The organism is Stenotrophomonas sp. S4 (assembly GCF_054187805.2).
Map to the genome: position 1 here is coordinate 697017 of NZ_CM196188.1, position 21699 is coordinate 718715.

General features: G+C 67.6%; 20 protein-coding genes and 1 riboswitch. Of the genes, 13 read left to right on the forward strand and 7 right to left on the reverse strand.

Going from position 1 to position 21699, the window contains the following annotated elements; all coding sequences use genetic code 11:
- Positions 1 to 3: 3 nt before the first annotated feature.
- Together ACUZUJ_RS03085 and ACUZUJ_RS03090 are read left to right on the forward strand one after the other, a co-directional pair.
- Positions 4 to 2151 (forward strand): glycosyl transferase family protein, encoded by a 2148-nt coding sequence (locus ACUZUJ_RS03085; RefSeq protein WP_458220875.1) that lies wholly within the window; start codon positions 4 to 6, stop codon positions 2149 to 2151.
- The gene (locus tag ACUZUJ_RS03090; protein ID WP_458220876.1) at positions 2148 to 4982 is read left to right on the forward strand and encodes an NfrA family protein; all 2835 of its coding nucleotides are present in this window, start codon (positions 2148 to 2150) and stop codon (positions 4980 to 4982) included. Before ACUZUJ_RS03085 ends, ACUZUJ_RS03090 begins: the two co-directional genes overlap by 4 nt.
- Here ACUZUJ_RS03090 and ACUZUJ_RS03095 read toward each other — a convergent pair.
- The 3 genes from ACUZUJ_RS03095 to ettA form a co-directional block, all read right to left on the reverse strand.
- Positions 4976 to 5980 (reverse strand): DUF4434 domain-containing protein, encoded by a 1005-nt coding sequence (locus ACUZUJ_RS03095; protein ID WP_458220877.1) that lies wholly within the window; start codon positions 5978 to 5980, stop codon positions 4976 to 4978. The two genes, ACUZUJ_RS03090 and ACUZUJ_RS03095, sit on opposite strands and share 7 nt — an antisense overlap.
- A gap of 114 nt (positions 5981 to 6094) precedes the next feature.
- Positions 6095 to 7411 (reverse strand): NCS2 family permease, encoded by a 1317-nt coding sequence (locus tag ACUZUJ_RS03100; RefSeq protein ID WP_005408048.1) that lies wholly within the window; start codon positions 7409 to 7411, stop codon positions 6095 to 6097.
- 100 nt (positions 7412 to 7511) lie between these two features.
- Entirely contained in the window at positions 7512 to 9176 is a 1665-nt protein-coding gene (gene ettA, locus ACUZUJ_RS03105) for an energy-dependent translational throttle protein EttA (protein ID WP_014035954.1), read from the reverse strand.
- Between the two features lie 253 nt (positions 9177 to 9429).
- Between ettA and ACUZUJ_RS03110 the strand changes: the two genes are divergently transcribed.
- The 6 genes from ACUZUJ_RS03110 to ribD all read left to right on the forward strand — a co-directional run bounded on the left by ACUZUJ_RS03110 (position 9430) and on the right by ribD (position 14228).
- Positions 9430 to 9915: an RcnB family protein gene (locus tag ACUZUJ_RS03110; RefSeq protein WP_119007443.1), complete on the forward strand. Its 486-nt coding sequence runs from the start codon at positions 9430 to 9432 to the stop codon at positions 9913 to 9915.
- Positions 9916 to 10102: 187 nt separating this feature from the next.
- Complete coding sequence (gene glyA / locus ACUZUJ_RS03115) at positions 10103 to 11356, forward strand: serine hydroxymethyltransferase (RefSeq protein WP_049443124.1); 1254 nt, start codon at positions 10103 to 10105, stop codon at positions 11354 to 11356.
- Between the two features lie 124 nt (positions 11357 to 11480).
- On the forward strand, positions 11481 to 11900 hold the full coding sequence (locus ACUZUJ_RS03120) for a hypothetical protein (protein ID WP_458220878.1): 420 nt from the start codon (positions 11481 to 11483) through the stop codon (positions 11898 to 11900).
- 27 nt (positions 11901 to 11927) lie between these two features.
- A complete protein-coding gene (locus ACUZUJ_RS03125; RefSeq protein WP_458220879.1) occupies positions 11928 to 12377 on the forward strand; it encodes a hypothetical protein in 450 nt (149 codons plus the stop codon).
- A gap of 149 nt (positions 12378 to 12526) precedes the next feature.
- Complete coding sequence (gene nrdR, locus ACUZUJ_RS03130) at positions 12527 to 13048, forward strand: transcriptional regulator NrdR (protein ID WP_005415256.1); 522 nt, start codon at positions 12527 to 12529, stop codon at positions 13046 to 13048.
- A gap of 94 nt (positions 13049 to 13142) precedes the next feature.
- Positions 13143 to 14228, forward strand: coding sequence for a bifunctional diaminohydroxyphosphoribosylaminopyrimidine deaminase/5-amino-6-(5-phosphoribosylamino)uracil reductase RibD (ribD, locus tag ACUZUJ_RS03135; protein ID WP_458220880.1), 1086 nt, complete (start codon positions 13143 to 13145; stop codon positions 14226 to 14228).
- A gap of 35 nt (positions 14229 to 14263) precedes the next feature.
- Here the strand turns inward: ribD and ACUZUJ_RS03140 are convergent, their stop codons facing one another.
- From ACUZUJ_RS03140 to ACUZUJ_RS03155, 4 genes are all read right to left on the reverse strand, one after another.
- Positions 14264 to 14698 carry a hypothetical protein gene (locus ACUZUJ_RS03140; RefSeq protein ID WP_233490833.1) on the reverse strand — a complete coding sequence of 145 codons (435 nt, stop codon included), beginning with the start codon at positions 14696 to 14698 and terminating at the stop codon, positions 14264 to 14266.
- A gap of 84 nt (positions 14699 to 14782) precedes the next feature.
- The gene (locus tag ACUZUJ_RS03145; RefSeq protein ID WP_458220881.1) at positions 14783 to 15421 is read right to left on the reverse strand and encodes a hypothetical protein; all 639 of its coding nucleotides are present in this window, start codon (positions 15419 to 15421) and stop codon (positions 14783 to 14785) included.
- Between the two features lies 1 nt (position 15422).
- Entirely contained in the window at positions 15423 to 16307 is an 885-nt protein-coding gene (locus ACUZUJ_RS03150; RefSeq protein ID WP_458220882.1) for a hypothetical protein, read from the reverse strand.
- Between the two features lie 151 nt (positions 16308 to 16458).
- Complete coding sequence (locus ACUZUJ_RS03155; protein ID WP_049443130.1) at positions 16459 to 17094, reverse strand: hypothetical protein; 636 nt, start codon at positions 17092 to 17094, stop codon at positions 16459 to 16461.
- A 306-nt stretch (positions 17095 to 17400) separates the two neighbouring features.
- Positions 17401 to 17546, forward strand: a riboswitch (FMN riboswitch).
- 74 nt (positions 17547 to 17620) lie between these two features.
- Here ACUZUJ_RS03155 and ACUZUJ_RS03160 point away from each other — a divergent pair.
- The 5 genes from ACUZUJ_RS03160 (at position 17621) to thiL (ending at position 21518) form a co-directional block, all read left to right on the forward strand.
- On the forward strand, positions 17621 to 18223 hold the full coding sequence (locus ACUZUJ_RS03160; protein WP_049443131.1) for a riboflavin synthase: 603 nt from the start codon (positions 17621 to 17623) through the stop codon (positions 18221 to 18223).
- Positions 18220 to 19320, forward strand: a complete 1101-nt coding sequence (gene ribB, locus ACUZUJ_RS03165; RefSeq protein ID WP_458220883.1) for a 3,4-dihydroxy-2-butanone-4-phosphate synthase — start codon at positions 18220 to 18222, stop codon at positions 19318 to 19320. The genes ACUZUJ_RS03160 and ribB overlap by 4 nt, the downstream gene beginning before the upstream one ends.
- Before the next feature lie 171 nt (positions 19321 to 19491).
- Complete coding sequence (gene ribH / locus ACUZUJ_RS03170) at positions 19492 to 19959, forward strand: 6,7-dimethyl-8-ribityllumazine synthase (RefSeq protein ID WP_049443133.1); 468 nt, start codon at positions 19492 to 19494, stop codon at positions 19957 to 19959.
- Positions 19956 to 20435, forward strand: a complete 480-nt coding sequence (nusB, locus tag ACUZUJ_RS03175; RefSeq protein WP_005408062.1) for a transcription antitermination factor NusB — start codon at positions 19956 to 19958, stop codon at positions 20433 to 20435. The genes ribH and nusB overlap by 4 nt, the downstream gene beginning before the upstream one ends.
- Positions 20436 to 20555: 120 nt before the next feature.
- A complete protein-coding gene (gene thiL / locus ACUZUJ_RS03180; RefSeq protein WP_049443134.1) occupies positions 20556 to 21518 on the forward strand; it encodes a thiamine-phosphate kinase in 963 nt (320 codons plus the stop codon).
- Positions 21519 to 21699 lie beyond the last annotated feature (181 nt).

The following is a 21699-nucleotide window of genomic DNA, read 5'->3' on the forward strand; positions in this document are numbered from 1 at the left end:
ATCGTGGACGGTCTGTTCTGGAACATCCAGCTGGCCAACTACTACGCCGCCCTGGAAGCCACGGCGGCGGCGGTGGCCGTGCTGATCCTGATATCCAGCCTCGATGACCTGTTCATCGATGTCTGGTACTGGGTACGCGAGAGCTGGCGCGCGCTGACGATCAAGCGCCGCGATGCGTACCGGCCGCTGACCCAGGACGACCTGCTGCAGCGGCCGGAACAGCCGCTGGCGATCATGGTGCCGGCGTGGATGGAGTACGACGTCATCGCGCAGATGGTGGAGAACATGATCAACGTGCTCGACTACCGCGAGTACGTCGTGTTCGTCGGCACCTATCCCAACGACCAGCAGACCATCGACGAAGTCGAACGCATGCGCCGCCGCTACAAGCGCCTGCGCCGCGTGGAGGTGCCGCACGACGGGCCGACCAGCAAGGCCGACTGCTTGAATTGGCTGATCCTGGCGATCTTCGATTATGAGAAGCGCCACGACATCGAGTTCGCCGGCGTGATCCTGCACGACAGCGAAGACGTGCTGCACCCGATGGAACTGCGCTTCTACAACTACCTGCTGCCGCGCAAGGACATGATCCAGTTGCCGGTCACCTCGCTGGACCGCGAGTGGTACGAGCTGGTGGCCGGTGTCTACATGGACGAGTTCGCCGAATGGCACGCCAAGGACCTGGTGGTGCGCGAGAGCGTATCCGGCATGGTGCCATCGGCGGGCGTCGGTACCTGCTTCTCGCGGCGCGCGCTGCTGGCGCTGAGCGCGCAGACTGACAACCAGCCCTTCAACACCGACAGCCTCACCGAGGATTACGACGTTGGTGCGCGGCTGGCAGCGATGGGCATGCAGTCGATCTTCGCGCGCTTCCCGGTGCAGTTCCGCGTGCGTCGGCCGTCGTGGTTCGGCTGGGGGCCGGTGCGCGAGCGCACCCAGCAGATGGCGCTGTGCGTGCGCGAGTACTTCCCCGACAACTTCCGCGCCTCGTACCGGCAGAAGGCGCGCTGGGTGCTCGGCATCGGCCTGCAGAGCTGGGAGTCGCTGGGCTGGCGCGGCTCGCTGGCCACCAAGTACCTGCTGGCGCGCGACCGCAAGGGCATCATCACCTCGTTCGTCAGCATCATCGCCTACCTCATCTTCCTGCAGCTGCTGCTGTTCTGGCTGCTGAAGATGACCGGGGTATGGACGATGCAGTTCCCCAGCGTGTTCCAGGCCGGTACCTGGCAGATGAACGTGGCGCTGCTGACCACGGCGGCGCTGGCGACCCGGGTCGTGCAGCGCTTCTACTTCGTCAACCGGCTGTATGGTTGGGAGCATGCGTTGATGTCGATCCCGCGCATGGTGGTCGGCAACATGATCAACTTCATGGCCACCGCACGCGCGTGGAAGGTGTTCCTGGCCTACCTGCTGTTCGGCAAGCGCATGGTCTGGGACAAGACCATGCACGACTTCCCGGATGCCGCGCAGCTGGTGCAGACCCGCAAGCAGCTGGGCGAGCTGTTGACCACCTGGCAGGCAGTGGAGCCCGAGCGGCTGCAGCAGGCGCTGGACCAGCAGCATGCCGGCCGGCAGCAGCCACTGGGCCGCATCCTGCTCACCCAGGGCTGGCTGGATGATGAAACGCTGGCCGAGGCGATCGCCTTCCAGGGTGACCTGCAGCGTGCGGTGATCGATGTGGACTACCTGCGTGCCTGCCAGTTCCCGGTCAGCGCCGACGCCTGCGTGCAATGGCGCATGTTGCCGCTGCCACCGCGTGAGCAAGGCACCCTGCGGCTGGCCGTCGCCAGCCCATTGCCCGAAGAGGCGTTGGCACTGCTGAAGCAGGAAACCCGCAGCGAGCACATCGAACAGAGCATTGCCCGCGAAAGCGAAATCAACGCCGGTCTGCGCCTGATCGGCGGCGACCGGCACTGGCATCTGGACAACGTGCCCTTGTTGGGTGACCTGCTGGTGGAGATGCGCCTGATCGACCACGCGCGCTTCGAGATCGCGCTGGACGCGTACAAGCCGCAGCGCGATGGCCGCATTGGCGATTACCTGGTCAAGCAGGGCATCACCACGGAAGACGCGGTGGCCCAGGCCATGCAGGAACAGCGCCGGCGTGCGGCCGCGCTGCAGTCACCGCCTCCCGGAGCCTTGCCGGCATGAAGACCACGCTGCTGTCCACCGTCATTGCCGTGGCACTGGCCAGCGCCGCCGCGCCGGTGCTGGCACAGGCCGATGCAGCACTGCCGCTGTCCGGTGCGGCCTACCGCATCGCCGAGCAGGCGTTTGCCGCCTATGAGCGCGGCGACTACCCGGCGGCCTACCAGCAGTCCACGGAAGCGATCCGGCTGCGCCCGGACGTGGTGCGGCTGCGCCTGCTGCAGATCTATGCGCTGCAGAAACTGGGGCGGGGTGCCGAGGCGCAGCAGCAGGCACGTCGTGCACTGGATGCGGGGTTGAAGGATCCGGCGTTGCCGACGCTGGCGGCTGCCGCCGCTGCACGTAGCGCGGCGACTGGCGGCAAAGGTGCGCGCACGACATCCCCATCGCGTCCGGTCGGCAGTGGTGCGGACCGCAGCAGGCAGCGGGCATATGCGCTGGCCACCGAGGCATACGCCGCCTATGACGCCGGGCGGATGGGAGAGGCGGCCGGCAAGGCCGAACAGGCCTTCCGGCAGCAGCCGACGCAGGGGGCCTGGGCGTTGCTGTGGGTGGCTGCGCTGGAGGCACAGCAGCAGCCCGAACAGGCCGACGCCGCCATTGCCACCGCACTGCAGCTGGGCGCGCCGAATGCCGAGGCGCTGCAGGCCCGGCGCGTGGCGCTGGATCGCCAGCGCGCGCTGCTGCAGGCCCAGCAGGCGTATCGGTCGCTGTCCACGCAGGATGATGCCGCGGCCGTTGCGCAGGCACGTGCCGCTGTCGAGCTGGCACCGGAGGTGGCCACGTACCGGTTGCTGCTGATTACCGCGCAGCTGCAGCAGGGGCAGCTGGCCGACGCCGAGCGCAGTGCCGACCAGGCGTTGCAGGCCGACGGCCAGGATCTCAATGCACGGGTGATGCGCGGCTACCTGCGCCAGCGCCAGGGCAATACCGTGCTCGCCAATGAGGACTTCGACACCGCACTCGCTGCGCCGGGGTCAACAACGCAGCAGCGCAACGTGCGCCTGCTGGCGGTGGATGCGGCGCTGGCCAGTGCCGACCGCACGCGCGCCGCGGCACTGCTGGCACCTCTGCAGTCGGCATTGCCAACGGATGCGGGCGATGCACGCGCGCAGCAGCTGCTGCAACAGGCCATCGAGCAGCGCGGCCGGGCGATCCGCTCCAGTCGCGCGCTTCCCCGCATCAGCGCCCAGGCCTACCCGGCACCGTTCCAGCACTGCCAGTCGGGCGACACAGGCAATGTCTGCGAGCTGATGCCGGCCGATCTGCAGGGCGATGGCGGTGCCGCGCAGCGTGCCTACGCTGCCTATGCGCGCCAGGACTATGCTGAGGCCATCGGTGAGGCGCGGCAGGCCGTGCAGCGCGCGCCGGACGACGCGAAGCTGCAGGGCCTGCTGACCACCACGCTGGCATCGGGCGACCGCGCCCAGCAGGACGAAGCACGGCAGCGCCTGGATGCGGCGCTGGCACAGCGCCCTGACGATGCGGAGGCGCTGATGCAGCGCGGCTACCTCAACCAGAAGGCGCACGAACCGGCGCAGGCACTGGCCGACTTCCGTGCCGCCGAGGCCACCGGCAAGGCACCGAAGAGTGTGGTCCTCGACCAGGCGTACGCGAGTGCGGCCAACGGCGATCATCCACAGGCGGTGTCACTGCTGCGTAGCGCCGTCGACCGCGCCGACGCCGGTGAGCTGCCGCTGGATGAGCGCCAGCGCTACAACGTGCGCAATGCCATCGCCAACTATTCGCGCGAGTGGGGCGTGATCGCCTCGGCCGGTTTCCGGGGGGCGCGCCAGGCCGCGACCAATGTCGGCGGCGCGGCGATCAGCACGCCGGGTGATTCGGTGTTCAGTACGCTGGAGGCGTTCTGGCGGCCCCCGGCCTTCAACGACCAGCACGGCACGCTGGAACTCTATGCACGCCTGCTCAACACCCTGTACGACCAGGGCGGCACCTACGAATCGATCCGCGCGGTGGATCCGTGCACTGGTGAATCGACCCCGGATGCACGCGCACGCGCTGAACGTCTCAGCCATTCGCGCTCCACCACCGGCTGGCCGTCCACCATCGCCTCGTTCGGCATGCGCTACGCCTTCGGCCAGACCGGCCTGAGCGCCGGCATCGAGCGCCGCCAGTTCCTCGGCAGCGCCACCCGCACGGGCGATGTCTATCCCGCAGCGGCGGCCGTGCAATGCAGCCTGCAGCTGGCCCTGAACCCACCACTGGAAGCCAGCACACTGGCCCGCTACCGCTTGGCCAGCGGTTCCGGCGGCTGGATGTCCTACCTGACCTACGGCTATTACCACGGCACTGATCTGCGCACCGACGTGAACCAGTGGTGGATGGTCAGCGGTTACGCGCAGGGCGGCTACACCTGGGACGACAACAGCGCCCACTTCACCCTTGACGCGCTCGATGCCAACGGCACACCGGTGCGGCGGATCGGCGATGCCAACGGGCGCCTGCATCGCGAGCAGTGGTTCGCTGCCGGTGAACTGCGTGTTGGCCGCAGCTTCCGCTTTGGTGCCGGGCAGACCCACTGGGTGGTCACGCCGTACGTGGTGGTGGGGGCGGACTGGCTCGACCAGCGCTCGCGCGTGCGCGACATCCGTTACCCGCTGTTCCCGGCGCAGTCGTTCGCGCTCAACGATACGCAGCGCAGCTGGTCCCTTGGCGCGGGCCCGGGCGTGGGCGTGCGCTACTGGTTCCGCGAGGACCACTACAACACACCGCGCTCCTACCTGGACCTGACCGTGCAGTATCGCTTCGCGATCGGCGGCGGTGATACGCAGCGCGCCAAGGGCCTGTTCGCCACCGCCATCCTCTACTACTGAGGCACGCCCCAACGTCGTCGCAGCGCCGCGGCCTGCGGCGTGTCCTGGGTCAGCCACGGCTCCAGTGCATAGACCAGCACGTGCTGCGCACCGCTGTCGCGTGCCCACGCCAGCTGCCGCTGGATGCGCGCGGCATCGGCGGTCTCGCCCTTGAACGCGCTGCCGTCGGCGGCGCTGCCGGGCAGTTCGCGGAACAGTTCGACGATCGCATCGAAGCTGATGCCGTGCGCGTGGAAATGATCGAGCAGCGGTTGCAGCTGCTGCACGTTGCCGGCGCCGGCCACCCCCACGCCGTCCTGCACCATCGGCCGCAGCGCGGCCTGTGCCAGCACCGCCTGCCACAGCGTGACCAGGTTGCCATCGGTCTGCAGGCGGCTGAAGTAGCAGGAGATCGCGCAGTCACCGCCGCGCGCACGGGCGGCGTCTGCCAGCCCGTGCAGCCATTGCGCCAGCGACTGCTGGCGGGCCGGATCGGCCCAGTGGTACTGCTCCAGTTCGTAGGGCAGGTACCAGCCCCCGAAGGCGGGTTGCTGTGCCCAGGGTGCCTGTGCCAACCAGCTGCGTGCATGCGCGAGGCTGTCGGCCAGGAACGCCTGCAGCGTGGCATCGTCGGTACCAATGGCCTGCCACCAGCGTTGCTGGAAGGGCAGGCCGACGCGGATGCGGAGGTTGTTCTCGCTGGCGGCGGTGAACAGCTGCTGCAGGCTGCTGTCCGGCAACGACCAGTCGCCGTCGCTGCCACCGACGATGCCGGTCCACTGCAGCACCAGCTGCCGGCAGCCCAGCGTATGGGCAAGCTTCAACGAACGTTGCCAGTCGGCCAGGCCCCATTGCAGGTGGCTGCGCCAGGGCTGCAGGAAGGTGCCATCCACCTGCACCGGCAGCGAGCAGCCGGGCAGGGTGGCGAGGGTAGCAGCCAATGGCGCCAGCACCGCGGCGCGCAGCAACCGGCGGCGCAACGGCGAAGACGGATCCGTGGGAAGGTCGGGCCGAACCATGCCCGCATCATCCCAGAGCACCGTGCGCGGCAGGTGAACCACCGCCCGGTAGTGCCCGCCGCTGGCCGAAGCGTGCTCTGGTAGTGCCGGCCGCTGGCCGGCATCGCCTACCGCTTACTCCAACGCGTAGCGCAGGGTGAACAGCACCGCCACCAGCCACACCGCCGGATGCACTTCGCGCCAGCGGCCGGTGCCGGCCTTCAGCGCGGCATAGGCGATGAAGCCGAACGCCAGGCCGTTGGCGATGGAGTAGGTGAACGGCATCGCCAGCGCACACAGCGCGGCCGGCACCGATTCGGTCAGGTCGCTCCAGTCCACTTCCACCAGTTCGCGCAGCATCAGACCGGCCACGAACAGCAGCGCCGGCGCGGTGGCATAGCTGGGCACCATCGCCGCCAGCGGCGAGAACAGCAGCGCGGCCAGGAACAGCGCCGATACGACCAGCGCGGTCAGGCCGGTACGGCCACCCACCTGCACGCCCGAGGCGCTTTCAGCGAAGGCCGTGGTGCTGCTGGTGCCGAGCATCGAACCGGCCACGATTGCGGTGCTGTCGGCCAGCAGAGCGCGGCCGAAACGCTTCTGCGCCCCCGGCAGTTTCAGCAGGCCGGCACGACCGACCACGCCGTACAGGGTACCGGTGGCATCGAACACTTCTACCAGCACGAACACCAGCACCACCTGCAGCAGCACCGCGATCGGCGCGCCGCCGTCATGGTGCAGCAGGCCCGGCAGGTCCAGCTGCAGGAAGGTGGGTGCCAGGCTTGGCGGCAGCGAGACCAGGCCCTGGTACTGCACGTCGCCCAATGCCCAGCCAGCGCCGGTCACCGCCAGGATGCCGATCAGGATCGCACCACGGATGCGGCGCGCTTCCAGTACCGCGATCAGCAGGAAGCCGGCCAGTGCCAGCAGCGGCGGCGCGGTGTTCAACGGGCCCAGCGCCACCAGCGTGTCTTCATTGCCGACGATCACGCCGGACTTCTGCAGCGCGATGATCGCCAGGAACAGGCCGATGCCGGCCACGATCGCCGAGCGCAGCGACGAAGGAATGCCCGACACCAACCATGCCCGCACGCCGGTCAGCGACAGCACCAGGAACACCAGGCCGGAGATGAACACCGCCCCCAGAGCCTGCTGCCATGGCAGGCCGGCGGCACCGACCACGGTGAACGCGAAGAACGCGTTCAGGCCCATGCCCGGTGCCATGCCAACCGGGAAATTGGCGGCCAGCGCCATCACTGCCGAGCCCAACGCAGCGGCCAGGCAGGTGGCCACGAACACCGCACCCGCATCCATGCCGGTGGTGCCGAGGATCTCGGGGTTCACGAAGACGATGTAGGACATCGTCAGGAAGGTGGTGACACCGGCCAGCAGCTCGGTACGCACGGTGGTGCCGTGCTGCTGCAGCTGGAACAGGCGCTCGAACAGGGACATGGGGTCGCTCATGGGTAGATGCCGGCCGCTGGCCGGCATGCATGGTCGGTACACATTGCAAAAGGAGAAAGGCCGCGCGAGCGCGGCCTTTCCTGTTGCCTTACTTCAGCGCCTTGAAGCGCAGGCGCTTCGGCGCAGCGTCGTCGCCCATGCGGCGGCGCTTGTCTTCTTCGTACTCGCGGTAGTTGCCCTGGAAGAACTCCACGTGCGAGTCGCCTTCGAACGCCAGGATGTGGGTCGCGATGCGATCCAGGAACCAGCGGTCATGCGAAATGACGAAGGTGTTGCCCGGGAACTCCAGCAGCGCATCTTCCAGCGCACGCAGGGTTTCGATGTCCAGGTCGTTGGACGGTTCGTCGAGCAGCAGCACGTTGCCACCCTGCAGCAGGGTCTTGGCCATGTGCAGGCGGCCACGCTCACCACCGGACAGCGAACCGACCATCTTCTGCTGGTCCTGGCCCTTGAAGTTGAAGCGGCCGATGTAGGCGCGCGACTGGATCTCGATGCCGTTGATGTTGAGGATGTCCAGGCCGCCAGCGATTTCCTGGAAGACGTTGTGGTTGCCTTCCAGCGCGTCGCGGCTCTGGTCCACGTAGGACAGCTTCACGGTCGGGCCGACCACGATCTCGCCGGTGTCCGGCTTTTCCTGGCCGGTGATCATCTTGAACAGGGTCGACTTACCGGCACCGTTCGGGCCGATGATGCCGACGATGGCGCCGGCCGGCACCAGGAAGTTCAGGTTGTCGAACAGCAGGCGGTCGCCGAACTTCTTGGAGACGTTCTTGAACTCCATCACCGCGTTGCCCAGGCGCTCGCCCGGCGGGATGAAGATTTCATTGGTCTCGTTGCGCTTCTGGTAATCGACCGACTGCAGCTCTTCCAGGCGGGCCAGACGGGCCTTGCCCTTGGTGCGGCCGCCCTTGGCGTTCTGGCGCGACCACTCCAGTTCCTTCTGGATTGCCTTCTGGCGAGCCTTTTCCTGGTTGTCTTCCTGCTTCAGGCGCTCGTCCTTCTGGGTCAGCCAGTCGGTGTAGTTGCCCTTCCACGGAATGCCGCGGCCGCGGTCCAGTTCCAGGATCCACTCGGCGGCGTTGTCCAGGAAGTAGCGATCGTGGGTGACCGCCACCACGGTGCCGGTGTAGCGCGCCAGGAACTGTTCCAGCCATTCCACCGACTCGGCGTCGAGGTGGTTGGTCGGTTCGTCGAGCAGCAGCATGTCCGGCTTCTGCAGCAGCAGGCGGCACAGCGCCACGCGGCGCTTCTCACCACCGGACAGCTTGCCGACGATGGCATCCCACGGCGGCAGGCGCAGCGCATCGGCGGCCACGTCCAGCTGGTTTTCCAGGGTGTGCGCGTCGCCAGCGGCCAGGATCGCCTCCAGGCGCTCCTGTTCCTTGGCCAGCGCGTCGAAGTCGGCGCCTTCCTCGGCGTAGGCCAGGTACACCGCGTCCAGCGCGGCCTGGGCCTGCAGCACTTCGCCCACGCCTTCCTCGACCGCTTCACGCACGGTCTTGGTCGGGTCCAGTTCCGGTTCCTGCGCCAGGTAGCCGACCTTGATGCCCGGCTGCGGGCGGGCTTCGCCCTCGAAATCGGTGTCCACGCCGGCCATGATCTTCAGCACGGTGGACTTGCCGGCGCCGTTCAGGCCCAGCAGGCCGATCTTCGCGCCCGGGAAGAAGGACAGCGAGATGTCCTTGATGATCTGCCGCTTGGGCGGGACCACCTTGGACACGCGGTTCATGGTGTAGATGTATTGCGAGGACATGAGGTCTCCGTAGGCGCGGCCCTGCGCCCGGCCCGTCACGGGAACATCCCGGTGCGGCAGCGGGCACAGACTGAAAAGGTGTACCCCCAATTATAGCCGGAACCGGTTCCGGGCCGCGCCTGGAAGGGGTGGCCGGGCTGGCCGCGGCCTGAATACCTCGTCACAGTCCTGCAGCGGGAAGCGTTTCCAGCCGGAAACGGTTCAGATCGGGTGCGCAATATGGGCTCACCACCCACCCGAGCAGAGGTCTGACATGCGCATCAATCGAGTAATGGCCGGCGCCGTGGCCTCTGTGCTGGCGTTCGGCGCCGTGGCCCCGGCCTTCGCCGACAACGACCACCGCCGCGACCATGATCGCCGCGAGTGGCGCGAGGACCGCCGCGAATGGCGCCAGGACCGCCGTGACTGGGAGCGCGACCGCCGCGAGGCCCGCCGCGACTATCGCCAGGACCGCCGTGAATGGCACCGTGACCATGACCGTTACTACCGCCCAGCGCCGCCGCGCGTGGTCTATCGCCCGGCACCGCCGCCGCCGCGCTACGGCAGCTACGGCTGGCGGGTCGGCTCCCCCTATCGCAATTACTACTCCGGCCCGGTCTACGTGGTGAACGACTACCCGCGCTACCACCTGCGTCGCCCGCCGTATGGCCACCACTGGATCCGCGATGACCGCGGCAACATGCTGCTGGTCGCCATCGCCACCGGCGTGATCGCCCAGTACGTGCTCAGCGGCCGCTGAGGATCGCGGCTGGGGTCGGATCCCTTTCCGACGGAAAGGGCTCTGACCCCACAGCATCAATCGAAACCATACGGGGCCGGATTCCTTCGGGGATGCCGGCCCCGTCTGTTTCGGCCCCAGCAGGCCGGTGCAGGGCTACAATCAAGGGCTGAGTCGTACCCCTTTTCCCTGCCTGCTGGAGTACCCGATGTTCCCGCGTGACGTCCGCATCGAATCCTACGATCCCGAACTGGCCAAGGCCATCGCCGCTGAGACCCAGCGCCAGGAAGACCACGTCGAGCTGATCGCCAGCGAGAACTACACCAGCCCGGCGGTGATGGAAGCCCAGGGCAGCCAGCTGACCAACAAGTACGCCGAAGGCTACCCGGGCAAGCGCTACTACGGCGGCTGCGAATACGTGGACATCGCCGAGCAGCTGGCGATCGACCGCCTGAAGCAGCTGTTCGGCGCGGACTACGCCAACGTGCAGCCGCACAGCGGCTCGCAGGCCAACCAGGCCGTGTACTTCGCCCTGCTGCAGCCGGGTGACACCATCCTCGGCATGAGCCTGGCCCACGGCGGCCACCTCACCCACGGCGCCAAGGTCAACGCCTCGGGCAAGCTGTTCAACGCCGTGCAGTACGGTGTGAACGACCAGGGCCTGATCGATTACGACGAAGTCGAGCGCCTGGCCCTGGAGCACAAGCCGAAGATGGTCGTGGCCGGCTTCTCGGCCTACTCGCAGGTGATCGACTGGGCGCGCTTCCGCGCCATCGCCGACAAGGTCGGTGCCTACCTGTTCGTCGACATGGCCCACGTCGCCGGCCTGGTCGCCGCAGGCGTCTACCCGAGCCCGCTGGAACACGCCCACGTGGTCACCTCGACCACCCACAAGACCCTGCGCGGCCCGCGCGGCGGCATCATCGTCGCCAAGGGCGCCGACGAAGACCTGGTCAAGAAGCTGCAGTCGATCGTGTTCCCGGGCATCCAGGGCGGTCCGCTGATGCACGTCATCGCCGGCAAGGCCGTGGCCTTCAAGGAAGCGCTGGAACCGGGCTTCAAGGCCTACCAGCAGCAGGTGGTGAAGAACGCCCAGGCGATGGCCAACACGCTCATTGCGCGTGGTTACAAGATCGTCTCCGGTGGCACCCAGAACCACCTGATGCTGGTCGACATGATCGGCAAGGACGTGTCCGGCAAGGACGCGGAAGCCGCGCTGGGCAAGGCCCACATCACCGTCAACAAGAACTCGGTGCCGAACGACCCGCGTTCGCCGTTCGTGACCTCGGGCCTGCGCCTGGGTACCCCGGCGGTGACCACCCGTGGCTACGTCGAACAGGATTGCGTGGAACTGGCCAACTGGATCGCCGACGTGCTCGACGCACCGAACGATGACGCCGTCATCGCCCGCGTGCGCGATGCCGTCAGCGCGCAGTGCCGCAAGTATCCGGTCTACGGCTGATCGCAGCAGGGGTCAGAGCCCTTTCCTGACGGAAAGGGATCCGACCCCGAAGCCCGGATCGAAGCAGGGGTCGGATCCCTTCCCGCAGGGAAGGGCTCTGACCCCGCCATCAGGAATCCCGCGCATGGATGAGCGCCGCCTCAAGTACCTGTACACCGCGCTGGCGGTGCTGTTTGGCCTGCCCAGCCTGGTGATGGGCGGCGCGGCGGCGACGATGCTGCTGCTGATGGGGCTGGGCCAGTTCGGCCATGGCACGCTGGTCTCGGTGACCGTGATGCCGCTATGGGGCCTGGCCGGCATTGCCGGCTGCCTGGCCTGGTTGTGGTTGAGCGCGGGTTTTCTGCTGCAGGGACGTACCGGGCTGCAGGTGCGTCCAGTCTGGTGGTGGATGCTGCTGGCGGGTGGTCTCGCCGCCTTGCCGCCGCTGGGGCTGGCGCTGTGGTGGGGCATCGCCGTGAACGCCGAAGGCATCGGTTTGTTGCTGTTGGGCCCGTCGATGCTGGTGCCGGCTGCGATGCTGGTGTGGATCAAACGCCGCGCATGACGCGGCCCATGGAAGGAAATCGAACGCATGGATGAGCGTCTGCACAAACGCTGGATGGCCATTGCCGGCCTGCTGGTGGGCCTGCCCACCGTGGCGGCAGGCGGCACGGGTGCCGTGCTGGGGCTGATGGTCGTATGGGACGGCAAGTACCTGACGGGCGACGAGCACACGCTCCTGCTGCTGTGGTCATCGGCCGGAATCCTGGGCGTGTTGTCCTGGTTGTGGCTGAGCGGTCTCTTCCTGTGGCGCGGTCTTGCAGGCCTGCGCCAATCGCCGGTTGTCGCCTGGGTAGGGCTGGTGCTGGGGGCCCTGGCCGCATTCGGCGTGGTTGCCGCCGCGCTGTACTTCACCTTCAAGCACGGGGAGATCTCGACCCTGGCCTTCCTCGGGTTCGGCCCGCCGCTGCTGGTGATGGCAGGGTATCTGGCGTGGTTGCGTTGGGCCCGCGCGGCATCGGCACCACCCGCTCCCGGTTGAGCGGGTTGTCCTGGCTGCACGGGATGCTCTGATTGGCCGAAATGCAGGCGCTTGCGCGCAGACAGCATTTGCTGCTGCGCCCCTTCTCAGGTACCTTTGCGACGCTGCCATGACCGTGGCAATAGGTACTTCCCTGAGCCAGGCGTTCCATGCACTGCCCCTTCTGCCAACATGCCGATACCCGGGTCATCGACTCGCGCGTCTCCGAAGACGGCGCGACGATTCGCCGTCGGCGTGAGTGCGAAGCCTGCGGCGAGCGCTTCAGCACCCTGGAAACGGTCGAGCTGAAACTGCCTGCCATCGTCAAGAGCGATGGCACCCGCGAGGCGTTCGACCAACGCAAGGTGCGTGCTGGCTTTGACCGCGCGCTGCAGAAGCGCGCGGTGCCCGAAGACAAGATCGAAGCGGCGGTGCGTGCGGTGGTTCACCAGCTGCGCATCAGCGGCGAGCGCGAAGTGCCCTCGATCAAGGTCGGCGAGTTCGTGATGAACGAACTGCGCAAGCTCGATCATGTGGGTTATGTGCGCTTCGCGTCGGTCTACCGCAGCTTCGAGGACGTCGCCGATTTCCGCGAGGAGATCGAGAAGCTCGAGCGCGACCTGCCGTCCAGTACCGAACAGCTGCAGCTGCTGGGCGATGTGATCGCCCTGACCAAGAAGAAGAAGGGCTGACCGCCCCGGTAGATGCCAACCTTGGTTGGCGCCGTACGCTTCATCCACGCATGGCGTGGATCTACACCGCGACCAACGGCGCTACCATGGTCGCATGACCACCCCGTTCTCCGTCCTCGACCACCTGCACATGGCCAACGCACTGCGCTTGGCCGAGCGCGCCGCTTACACCACCCGCCCCAACCCGATGGTCGGCTGCGTGATCGCCCACGGCGAACGCGTGGTCGGGCAGGGCTGGCACCAGCGCGCCGGTGGACCGCACGCTGAGGTGTTCGCGTTGCGCGAGGCCGGCAGCGAGGCCCGCGGTGCCACCGCATACGTCACCCTGGAACCCTGCGCGCACTATGGGCGCACGCCGCCGTGCGCGCTGGCCTTGATCGAAGCAGGCGTGTCGCGCGTGGTCGCGGCAATGCGCGATCCGTTCCCGAAGGTCGATGGGGGGGGCTTCGATCTGCTGCGCAATGCCGGCATCGAGGTCGCCGAAGACCTGATGGCGGCGCAGGCACGTGAGCTCAACAAGGGCTTCCTGTCGCGCGTGGAGCGCAATCGGCCGTGGTTGCGGGTGAAGCTGGCCGCCAGCCTCGATGGCCGTACCGCGATGGCCGATGGCAGCTCCAAGTGGATCACCGGCCCGGCCGCGCGCGAAGACGTGCAGCACTGGCGTGCGCGCGCGGGTGCGATCCTGACCGGCGCCGACACGGTGCTGGCCGACGACCCGATGCTGACCGTGCGCCTGACCGATACCGAGGTGATGCCGCCACTGCGTGTGGTGCTGGATTCGCGCCTGCGCTCGCTCGAATGCAGCCGCGTGCGCGAGGACGGGGCACCGACGCTGTACCTGCACGATGCTGCAGTGAGTGCACCGGATGCGGCCGACGCCGAATTCGCCAGCGTGCCCTGCATCGATGGGCGGCTGGACCTGGGCGCGGTGCTGGCGCTGCTGGCCGAGCGTGGCATCAACGAAGTGCATACCGAAGCCGGCGCGACGCTGGCCGGTGCCTTGCTGCGCGGCGGCTGGGTAGACGAACTGCTGCTGTATCAGGCGCCTACGCTGCTGGGCGACAACGGTCGCCCGCTGCTGGCTGGTCTTGGCATCGATGCCATGGACCAGCAGCGCCGCCTGCGCGTGGTCGATCAGCGCCAGGTCGGCGAGGACATCAGGTTGCTGCTGCGCCCGTGATGGAATGACGCGGAACGGGGGCGACGCCCTTGTCGTCAGGCGTCTTCGTCGTCTTCTTCGCCGACGGGGCACTGGCCCTTCCACTGCTGCTTCCACAGCGCATGCAGGTTGCGGCAGTACGCACCCAGTGCCTCGCCCGGCAGTTTCTTCGCCTTCAATCGCAGCTGGTGACGGGTAAAACCGTCGTCGTACTCATGGGGCAATACCAACACGGCGCACTGATCGTGGTACATCAGGAACGCGTGGCAGTCGTCGTCTTCGCTCATCCACGCATCCAGCTGCCTGTCGCTCAGCAGGGTTGACTCGAAGGCAACTGCTGGGCGGACCGAGAAGGTCGTAATCCTGGACTTGGGTACTTTGGCTTCCCCGCACGCCGTCAGCGTCAGCAGCGCCATCAGCATGACCGTGGTCGACGTCGTACGATGTTTCATGCGGGTGCCCCGGTGGAAGAGGGCAACAGCATTGATCATGAAGGCCGCATAGGGCCATGCAACGGTTCTGAAAGTGCGGATGCAGTCGTCATCCGCGGCCGTGAGCCGAAATGCGGCCCCGCGCTACCCGGAATCGTCCGGCAGGTGCTCGTTCCATTCGAAGAACGGCAGGAAGGCGTCGGCCACCAGCGCCATCAGCGGGCCCGGGTCGCGCATGCGCCATGCGCGCCGGTCGCCGCTGCGCTGGAAGGTCAGCGTGCCGCTGTGCACGCGGTCTGGCGCGTTGTGCATCGCTGTCGTGTAAGCGGCCGCCAGGGGCGCGGACATCTGCGGCGGATGCGGCCCGTTGAAGGGCACACGGTGCTGGCTATAGAGCGGAAGCAGGCCCGACAGATCCGGAAGTCGGCAGCGGTAAGCCACTTCGGCAACGTCGCCGTCGTGGCCCTGTGGCCAACGCACCGCCACGGCCTTGCACTGCGCCGAGGCCTGCCGCTTGCGCAGGGCCTGCGCAGCAGCGGGCCATTCCGCGAGCTCGGGTGCTTCATCCAGTTGGCTTGCAGCCGTCAACGCGGCAACGAAGGCCTTTGCGTCATCCGTCTCCAGCTGCGCGGCCAGCGCCCTTTGCGCAGCGGCATCGCCATGCAGGATCACTTGTGCATGCAGATCGAACAGCTGCGCCGGCGATGCCGCCCCGGTACCGGCCAGCGCGCTGCCGGGGGCCAGCAGCAGTGCGGCCAGCCCCAGGTGTTTCAGCGGAACCATCTCAGGCGCACGCGTCGGTCCACATCATCTCGGCGATCGGGCGCAGCGCCTTGCACTCCTGCGTCATCTCATCGGCAGACTGCACCTGGGCCTTGGCCTTCAGTTCCTCGGCCATCGCGTCCACGCCGCTGAGCTGGTCCGGTGCGATCTTCGCCACGCAGGCGCGGTGCTGCTGCAGCAGCAGGTCGCAGCCGGGTACGCCGGTCACCTTCGGTGCGTTGGCCGCCTGCGCGTCCTGCATCCAGTCCTCGAACGGTGCCAGTGCGCCGGCCACCGTGCCCACCAGGTCGTCGAAGTTGCCGCTGTACCAGTAGCCGTTGTCCTTGGCCGGGTACAGGGTGAAGGTGCCGCTGACCGGTATGCGCGCACCGCTCTGCAGCGCCTGGGTGTAGGCGTCGGTGAACTGCTTGCGCGAGGCCGGGCTGGCGTCGGATGCAAGGCTGGCGGCGAACAGCGGGCGCACGTTGCCCAGGTCGGGCACCTGGCAGCTGAAGGTGATGCGCGCCAGCTTCTGGTCTTCGACGTACTCGTTGTCTTCGATCACGCTCTTGGTCGCGCGGCACTTCGAATCACGCAGGGCCTTGGCATACAGCGCTTCGGTGGCGGCCGCGTCGGCCTTTGCGCCGCTGCTGGCAAGCACGACCTGCCACGGTTCGGCCAGCGCCTTGGCCAATGCGCCCGGGTTCGGGGTTACCGCATCCTGGCCGTCGAAGGCGGGCTTCAGCGCATCGTTGAGGGTGCGGGTCGCGGCGGCGTCGTCTTCCAGCAGGACGCGCGCATACAGGTCGAAGGCCTGTTCGGGCGTCAGCGTGGCCGGGGCGGCGCTGGCCAGCAGCGGGGCAGACAGCAGGGCGCTGGCCAGCAGGGTACGCAAGGGGGTCTTCATGACGGAGCTTTCCTGTTCCAGAGGCGCGCAAGCCTAGCGCATCCAGCGCTACTTTCGATGGCGACCAGAGGTCACATAGCGGTGTACCCCGGCCAAAAAACGGGCCCCTTGCGGGGCCCGTTCGATCGCACGACGAGGAGCGATCGTTGGATCAGAAGCTGGCGCGCACGCCGGCCGAGTACTGGGTGACGTCGCGGTAGCCCGAGATCTCGCCCACCAGACCCCAGGTCTTGGTGAAGTTGATCTGGCCGCCGACGGTGCCGACCCAGGTGCCCTTGAAGTTGTTGCCGCCATCCATGTAGCCGGCCTTGGCCCAGGCTTCGGTCATGCGCGACGGCTTGCCGCGGATACCCATGGTGACGCGGCCCACGTTGGTGTGATCCTTCAGGCGATCCACCTGGCGGCCGTCGAACGACATCTTGAACTCTTCGTCCAGACGCACCCAGGCAGCATCAGCGGTGAAATCCACGCGATCGGTCCAGGGCATGTGATAGCCGATGCCCAATTCCGGCGACTGCACCTTCTGCTTGATGCGCACCGCAATGTCGTAATAGTTGTGGTTGTAGGTCTTGGTGACAGCGGTGTAGCCGCCAAACACGTGCACCTGCTCGGCAATGGCTACCGAACCACGAATGTAGCCGCCGTCCAGCCTGGGCTTCGAGCCACCACCATTGTCCAGCTGCAGCTGCGTCCAGCCGCCTTCAACGTAGGTGTAGCTCAGGGCGTCGGCCGAAGCCGCGAACGGGGCGGCGGCCAGCAGGGCGGCCACGATCAGGATCTTGCGCATGGGAATTCCTGTGAGTTTCAGTCCATTGGCGGGCTGCCCTCCGGGCGACCCGTGACGACCTCATGTCGTCCGATGGTCGAGTTTAATGAAAATTTCACGGAATGCGAGAGACGACCATCACAGGCCGGGGCAGGCCGGGATTGGGGGGCGAATCTGTGTCCCATCGGGGAAACGGCTCTGACCCCAGTGCTGCTGCGCCACCCGTCCCGGGGGTCAGAGCCCTTTCCTGTGGAAAGGGATCGACCCCGGTCATCCACCCCGTTCAGCCCGGGCTGGTACACTAGCCGCGCCGGTTCGCCGGTACACAAACGTCTTCAGGGCGGGGTGCAATTCCCCACCGGCGGTAGCTGCGCAAGCACGAGCCCGCGAGCGCCCCGGCCCACGGCCGGGGGTCAGCAGATCCGGTCCAATGCCGGAGCCGACGGTCATAGTCCGGATGAAAGAAGACGGTGCCACAGGGCTCATGCCCTGCGTGCGCCTGTTTGCCTTGCGGCGTTTTTCGCTCACTTTTCGCGGAGAACGTTTCTTGTTTACTGGAATCATCGAAGGCGTCGGCCGTCTGGCCGCACGCGAATCCATCGGCGGCGATGTCCGCTTCACCTTCAATGTCGGGAATCTGCCGTTCGACAACGTGCAGATGGGCGAGAGCATTGCCATCAATGGCGTCTGCCTCACCGTCATCGCGTTCGACGCCAGCAGCTTCCAGGCCGATGCCTCTACCGAGACCCTGGGACTGACCACGCTGGGCCAGCTGGGCGAGGGCGCGGTCATCAACCTGGAGCGCGCCATGCGCCCGACCGACCGCCTCGGCGGCCATCTGGTCAGCGGCCACGTCGACGGCCTCGGCCAGGTGCTGTCCATCCACGAAGACGCACGTGCCCAGCGCTGGCGTTTCGCCGCGCCGGCCTCGCTGCGCCGCTACATCGCCAAGAAGGGCTCGATCTGCGTGGACGGCGTCAGCCTCACCGTCAACGAAGTGGACGACGAAGGCTTCGAAGTCGCCCTGATCCCGCACACCGTGGGCAACACCGCCTTCTCCGCCTCGGGCGTGGGCAGTGCGGTCAATCTTGAAATCGACCTGGTCGCCCGTTACGTCGAACGCCTGCTGGGCGAAGGAGCACGCGCATGAATTTCGCCCCCATTCCGGAAATCCTGGAAGACATCCGCCAGGGCCGCATGGTGGTCATCGTCGATGACGAAGACCGCGAGAACGAAGGCGACCTGATCATGGCCGCCGAGCTGGTCAAGCCGTCGGACATCAACTTCATGGTCACCCACGGCCGTGGCCTGGTGTGCCTGCCGCTGACCCGCACCCGCGCCGCCGACCTCGGCCTGGCGCCGATGGTGCAGGCCAACACCGCGCAGTTCCAGACCAACTTCACGGTCAGCATCGAGGCCGCCGAGGGCGTCACCACGGGCATCTCGGCGCACGACCGCGCCCACACCATCCGCACCGCGGTGAAGCCCAATGCCAAGCCGTCGGACCTGCACCAGCCGGGCCACATCTTCCCGCTGATCGCCCAGCCGGGCGGCGTGCTGACCCGCGCCGGCCACACCGAAGCCGGCGTGGACCTGGCCATGCTGGCCGGGCTGGAGCCGGCCGGCGTGCTGGTGGAGATCCTGAACCCGGATGGCAGCATGGCGCGCCGCCCGGAGCTGGAAGTGTTCGCCCGCGAGCACGGCCTGAAGATGGGCTCCATCGCCGACCTGATCGCCTACCGCCTGGCCACCGAGAAGACCGTTGAACGCGTCGACGAGCGCGAGATCGACACCGAATTCGGCCCGTTCAAGCTGGTGACCTACCGCGACCGCATCGCCCACGACCTGCATTTCGCCCTGGTCCGCGGCACCCCGGATGCGGACACCCCGACCCTGGTACGTGTGCAGGTGGAAAACCCGCTGGCCGACCTGCTGCACTGGCGCCGCGATGATTTCGGCGTGGCCGCCACCGATGCCCTGCGTGCGATCGATGCCGAGGGCGCGGGGGTGATGGTGGTGCTGTCGGCCCCCCGCGACGGCGAAGCCCTGCTGGCCCGCCTGCGCCAGCAGCCGGTGCCGGTGGTGCCGGGCAAGGACAAGGACGTGGGCCAGTGGCGCCGCAATGGTGCCGGCGCACAGATCCTGTCCGACCTGGGCCTGGGCAAGCTGCGCGTGCTGGGCACCCCGCGCCGCCAGATCGGCCTGGCCGGGTACGGCCTGGAAGTGGTGGAGACGGTCACCCTGTAATGGGTAGTGCCGGCCGCTGGCAGGCAACCGCATCCCCGGGATTGCCGGCCAGCGGCCGGCACTACCGGTGGGTGCCGACCGTTGGTCGGCACACCCTGCAGGCCCCCATCGGCCACGGCCGGGGCCCATCCACGCTAGAATTACCCCCTTATCGAGTCCCCCAAGCCGCATATGAGCCACTACGAAGGCGATCTTCGCACTCCCGAATCGGCGCGCTTCGCCATCCTGGCCAGCCGCTGGAACGCCCGCATCACCGACGCGCTGGTCGCAGGCGCCCGCCTGAGCCTGGCCGGCAACGGCATCACCGAAGCCAACATCGACGTGATCCGCGTGCCGGGTGCCTGGGAACTGCCGCTGGTGGCCGCACGCCTGGCCGCCGCCCATGAACACGCCGCCATCCTCACCCTGGGCTGCGTGATCCGTGGCGACACCCGCCACTACGAACACGTGGCCGACCGCTGCGCCGAAGGCCTGATGCGCGTGCAGCTGGACTTCGGCGTGCCGGTGCTGAACGGCGTACTGGCGGTCGAACGCGCTGAGGATGCCGAGGCACGTGCCGGCGGCAGCCACGGTAACAAGGGCGAGGAAGTCGCACTCGCCGCATTGGAAATGGTCAATCTTCTGGAGCAGCTGCCATGAACAAGAACACCCAGGGCAAGCCCTCCGGTAAACCCGTCCGCCGCGATGGCGTCGATCCGGTGCTGCGCTCGCGCGCCCGTCGTCGTGCCGTCCAGGCCATCTACGCCTGGCAGATCTCCGGCGGCAACGCACAGTCGCTGATCGCCCAGTTCGCCCACGAGCAGGCCCGCGAGATCGCTGACCTGGCGTACTTCGAGGCGCTGCTGCACGGCGTGCTCGACAACCGTCGTGACATCGACGAAGCGCTCGGCCCGTACCTGGACCGTGGCATCGAGGAAGTGGATGCGATCGAGCGCGCGGTGCTGCGTCTGGCCGCCTACGAACTGCGCTACCGCCTGGACGTGCCGTACCGCGTGGTGATCAACGAAGCCATCGAATCGGCCAAGCGCTTCGGTTCCGAACACGGCCACACCTATGTCAACGGCGTGCTGGATCGTGCCGCCGTGGAATGGCGCAAGGTCGAATCGGGTCACTGACCCACCTGTGGTAGTGCCGGCCGTTGGCCGGCAGCTGCAGGGATCCTGAGGTTGCCGGCCAGCGGCCGGCACTACCGCCCACCGCGCCTTGCGCGGCACGTACAACAGCGGGAACGCCCCATGTCCCTGGCCGAATTCGCCCTCATCGACCGCATCCGTGCCCGCACTCTCGAGCGCGACGACATCCTGCTCGGCATCGGTGACGATGCCGCGCTGCTGCAGCCGCGCGCCAACGAACAACTGGTGGTCACCGCCGATACGCTCAACAGCGGCGTGCACTTTCCGGTGGAGACCCCGGCCTTCGACATCGGCTGGAAGACCCTGGCGGTCAACCTGTCGGACCTCGCCGCGATGGGCGCGCGCCCGGCGTGGTGCACGCTGGCACTGTCACTGCCGGAGGCCTCTGAAGACTGGATCGAGGCCTTTGCCGATGGCTTCTTCGCACTGGCCGACCAGCACGACATCGCGCTGATCGGCGGCGACACCACGCGTGGCCCGCTGTCGCTGTCGGTGACCGCGATGGGTCAGGTCGGGCGTGGCCAGGCGCTGCGCCGCGATCGCGCGCAGGTGGGGGACGACCTCTGGGTCAGCGGCACGCTGGGTGACGCCGCCGGTGCGCTGCGCCTGTGGCAGCAGGGCGCGCTGAGCGTAACCACCGCCACGCTGCTGGCCGACTACGAAAGCCTGCGCCTGCGCCTGCTGCGGCCGACGCCGCGTGTAACGCTCGGCCTGCGCCTGCGTGCCTTCGCGCATGCGGCGGTGGACGTGTCCGATGGCCTGCTGGCCGACCTCGGTCATATCGCCACGCGCAGCAACGTGGCCGCGCATGTTGACGCCGATTCGCTGCCGATCTCGCACGCGCTGCGTGAGCTGCTCGGCCGCGACGGTGCACGCGACTGCGCACTGCGCGGTGGCGACGATTACGAGCTGTGCTTCACCGCCGCCGCCGACCAGCGCGACGCGCTGCACTACCTGGCCGAATCGCTGGACGTGCCGCTCACCCGCATCGGTCGTATTGCCGAAGGGCAGGGCGTGCACGTGGATGGCGAAGCCGCCGTCGGCGGTTACCAGCACTTCGCGTAGCCGCAGCGGTACTGCTCTGGTGGGTGCCGACCTTCGGGGTGGGGTCAGATCGATGTTGCTCTGGTAGGTGCCAACCTTGGTGGGCACGAATGTGTCAGCCGCCCGTGGCAACACCGTGTCGACCAAGGTCGACACCTACCAACGCAGAGGCACCTCGGCATTGCTCTGGTAGGTGCCAACC

Bases quoted from the DNA above. Each gene is read 5' to 3' on its own strand.
- ACUZUJ_RS03090 (WP_458220876.1), top strand. From the start codon at position 2,148: ATGAAGACCACGCTGCTGTCCACCGTCATTGCCGTGGCACTGGCCAGC.
- thiL (WP_049443134.1), top strand. From the start codon at position 20,556: ATGTCCCTGGCCGAATTCGCCCTCATCGACCGCATCCGTGCCCGCACT.
- ACUZUJ_RS03095 (WP_458220877.1), bottom strand. From the start codon at position 5,980: ATGGTTCGGCCCGACCTTCCCACGGATCCGTCTTCGCCGTTGCGCCGC.
- nrdR (WP_005415256.1), top strand. From the start codon at position 12,527: ATGCACTGCCCCTTCTGCCAACATGCCGATACCCGGGTCATCGACTCG.
- nusB (WP_005408062.1), top strand. From the start codon at position 19,956: ATGAACAAGAACACCCAGGGCAAGCCCTCCGGTAAACCCGTCCGCCGC.
- ACUZUJ_RS03120 (WP_458220878.1), top strand. From the start codon at position 11,481: ATGGATGAGCGCCGCCTCAAGTACCTGTACACCGCGCTGGCGGTGCTG.
- ACUZUJ_RS03110 (WP_119007443.1), top strand. From the start codon at position 9,430: ATGCGCATCAATCGAGTAATGGCCGGCGCCGTGGCCTCTGTGCTGGCG.
- ribB (WP_458220883.1), top strand. From the start codon at position 18,220: ATGAATTTCGCCCCCATTCCGGAAATCCTGGAAGACATCCGCCAGGGC.
- glyA (WP_049443124.1), top strand. From the start codon at position 10,103: ATGTTCCCGCGTGACGTCCGCATCGAATCCTACGATCCCGAACTGGCC.
- ACUZUJ_RS03125 (WP_458220879.1), top strand. From the start codon at position 11,928: ATGGATGAGCGTCTGCACAAACGCTGGATGGCCATTGCCGGCCTGCTG.
- ribH (WP_049443133.1), top strand. From the start codon at position 19,492: ATGAGCCACTACGAAGGCGATCTTCGCACTCCCGAATCGGCGCGCTTC.
- ACUZUJ_RS03145 (WP_458220881.1), bottom strand. From the start codon at position 15,421: ATGGTTCCGCTGAAACACCTGGGGCTGGCCGCACTGCTGCTGGCCCCC.
- ACUZUJ_RS03155 (WP_049443130.1), bottom strand. From the start codon at position 17,094: ATGCGCAAGATCCTGATCGTGGCCGCCCTGCTGGCCGCCGCCCCGTTC.
- ACUZUJ_RS03100 (WP_005408048.1), bottom strand. From the start codon at position 7,411: ATGTCCCTGTTCGAGCGCCTGTTCCAGCTGCAGCAGCACGGCACCACC.
- ACUZUJ_RS03140 (WP_233490833.1), bottom strand. From the start codon at position 14,698: ATGATCAATGCTGTTGCCCTCTTCCACCGGGGCACCCGCATGAAACAT.
- ACUZUJ_RS03150 (WP_458220882.1), bottom strand. From the start codon at position 16,307: ATGAAGACCCCCTTGCGTACCCTGCTGGCCAGCGCCCTGCTGTCTGCC.
- ettA (WP_014035954.1), bottom strand. From the start codon at position 9,176: ATGTCCTCGCAATACATCTACACCATGAACCGCGTGTCCAAGGTGGTC.
- ribD (WP_458220880.1), top strand. From the start codon at position 13,143: ATGACCACCCCGTTCTCCGTCCTCGACCACCTGCACATGGCCAACGCA.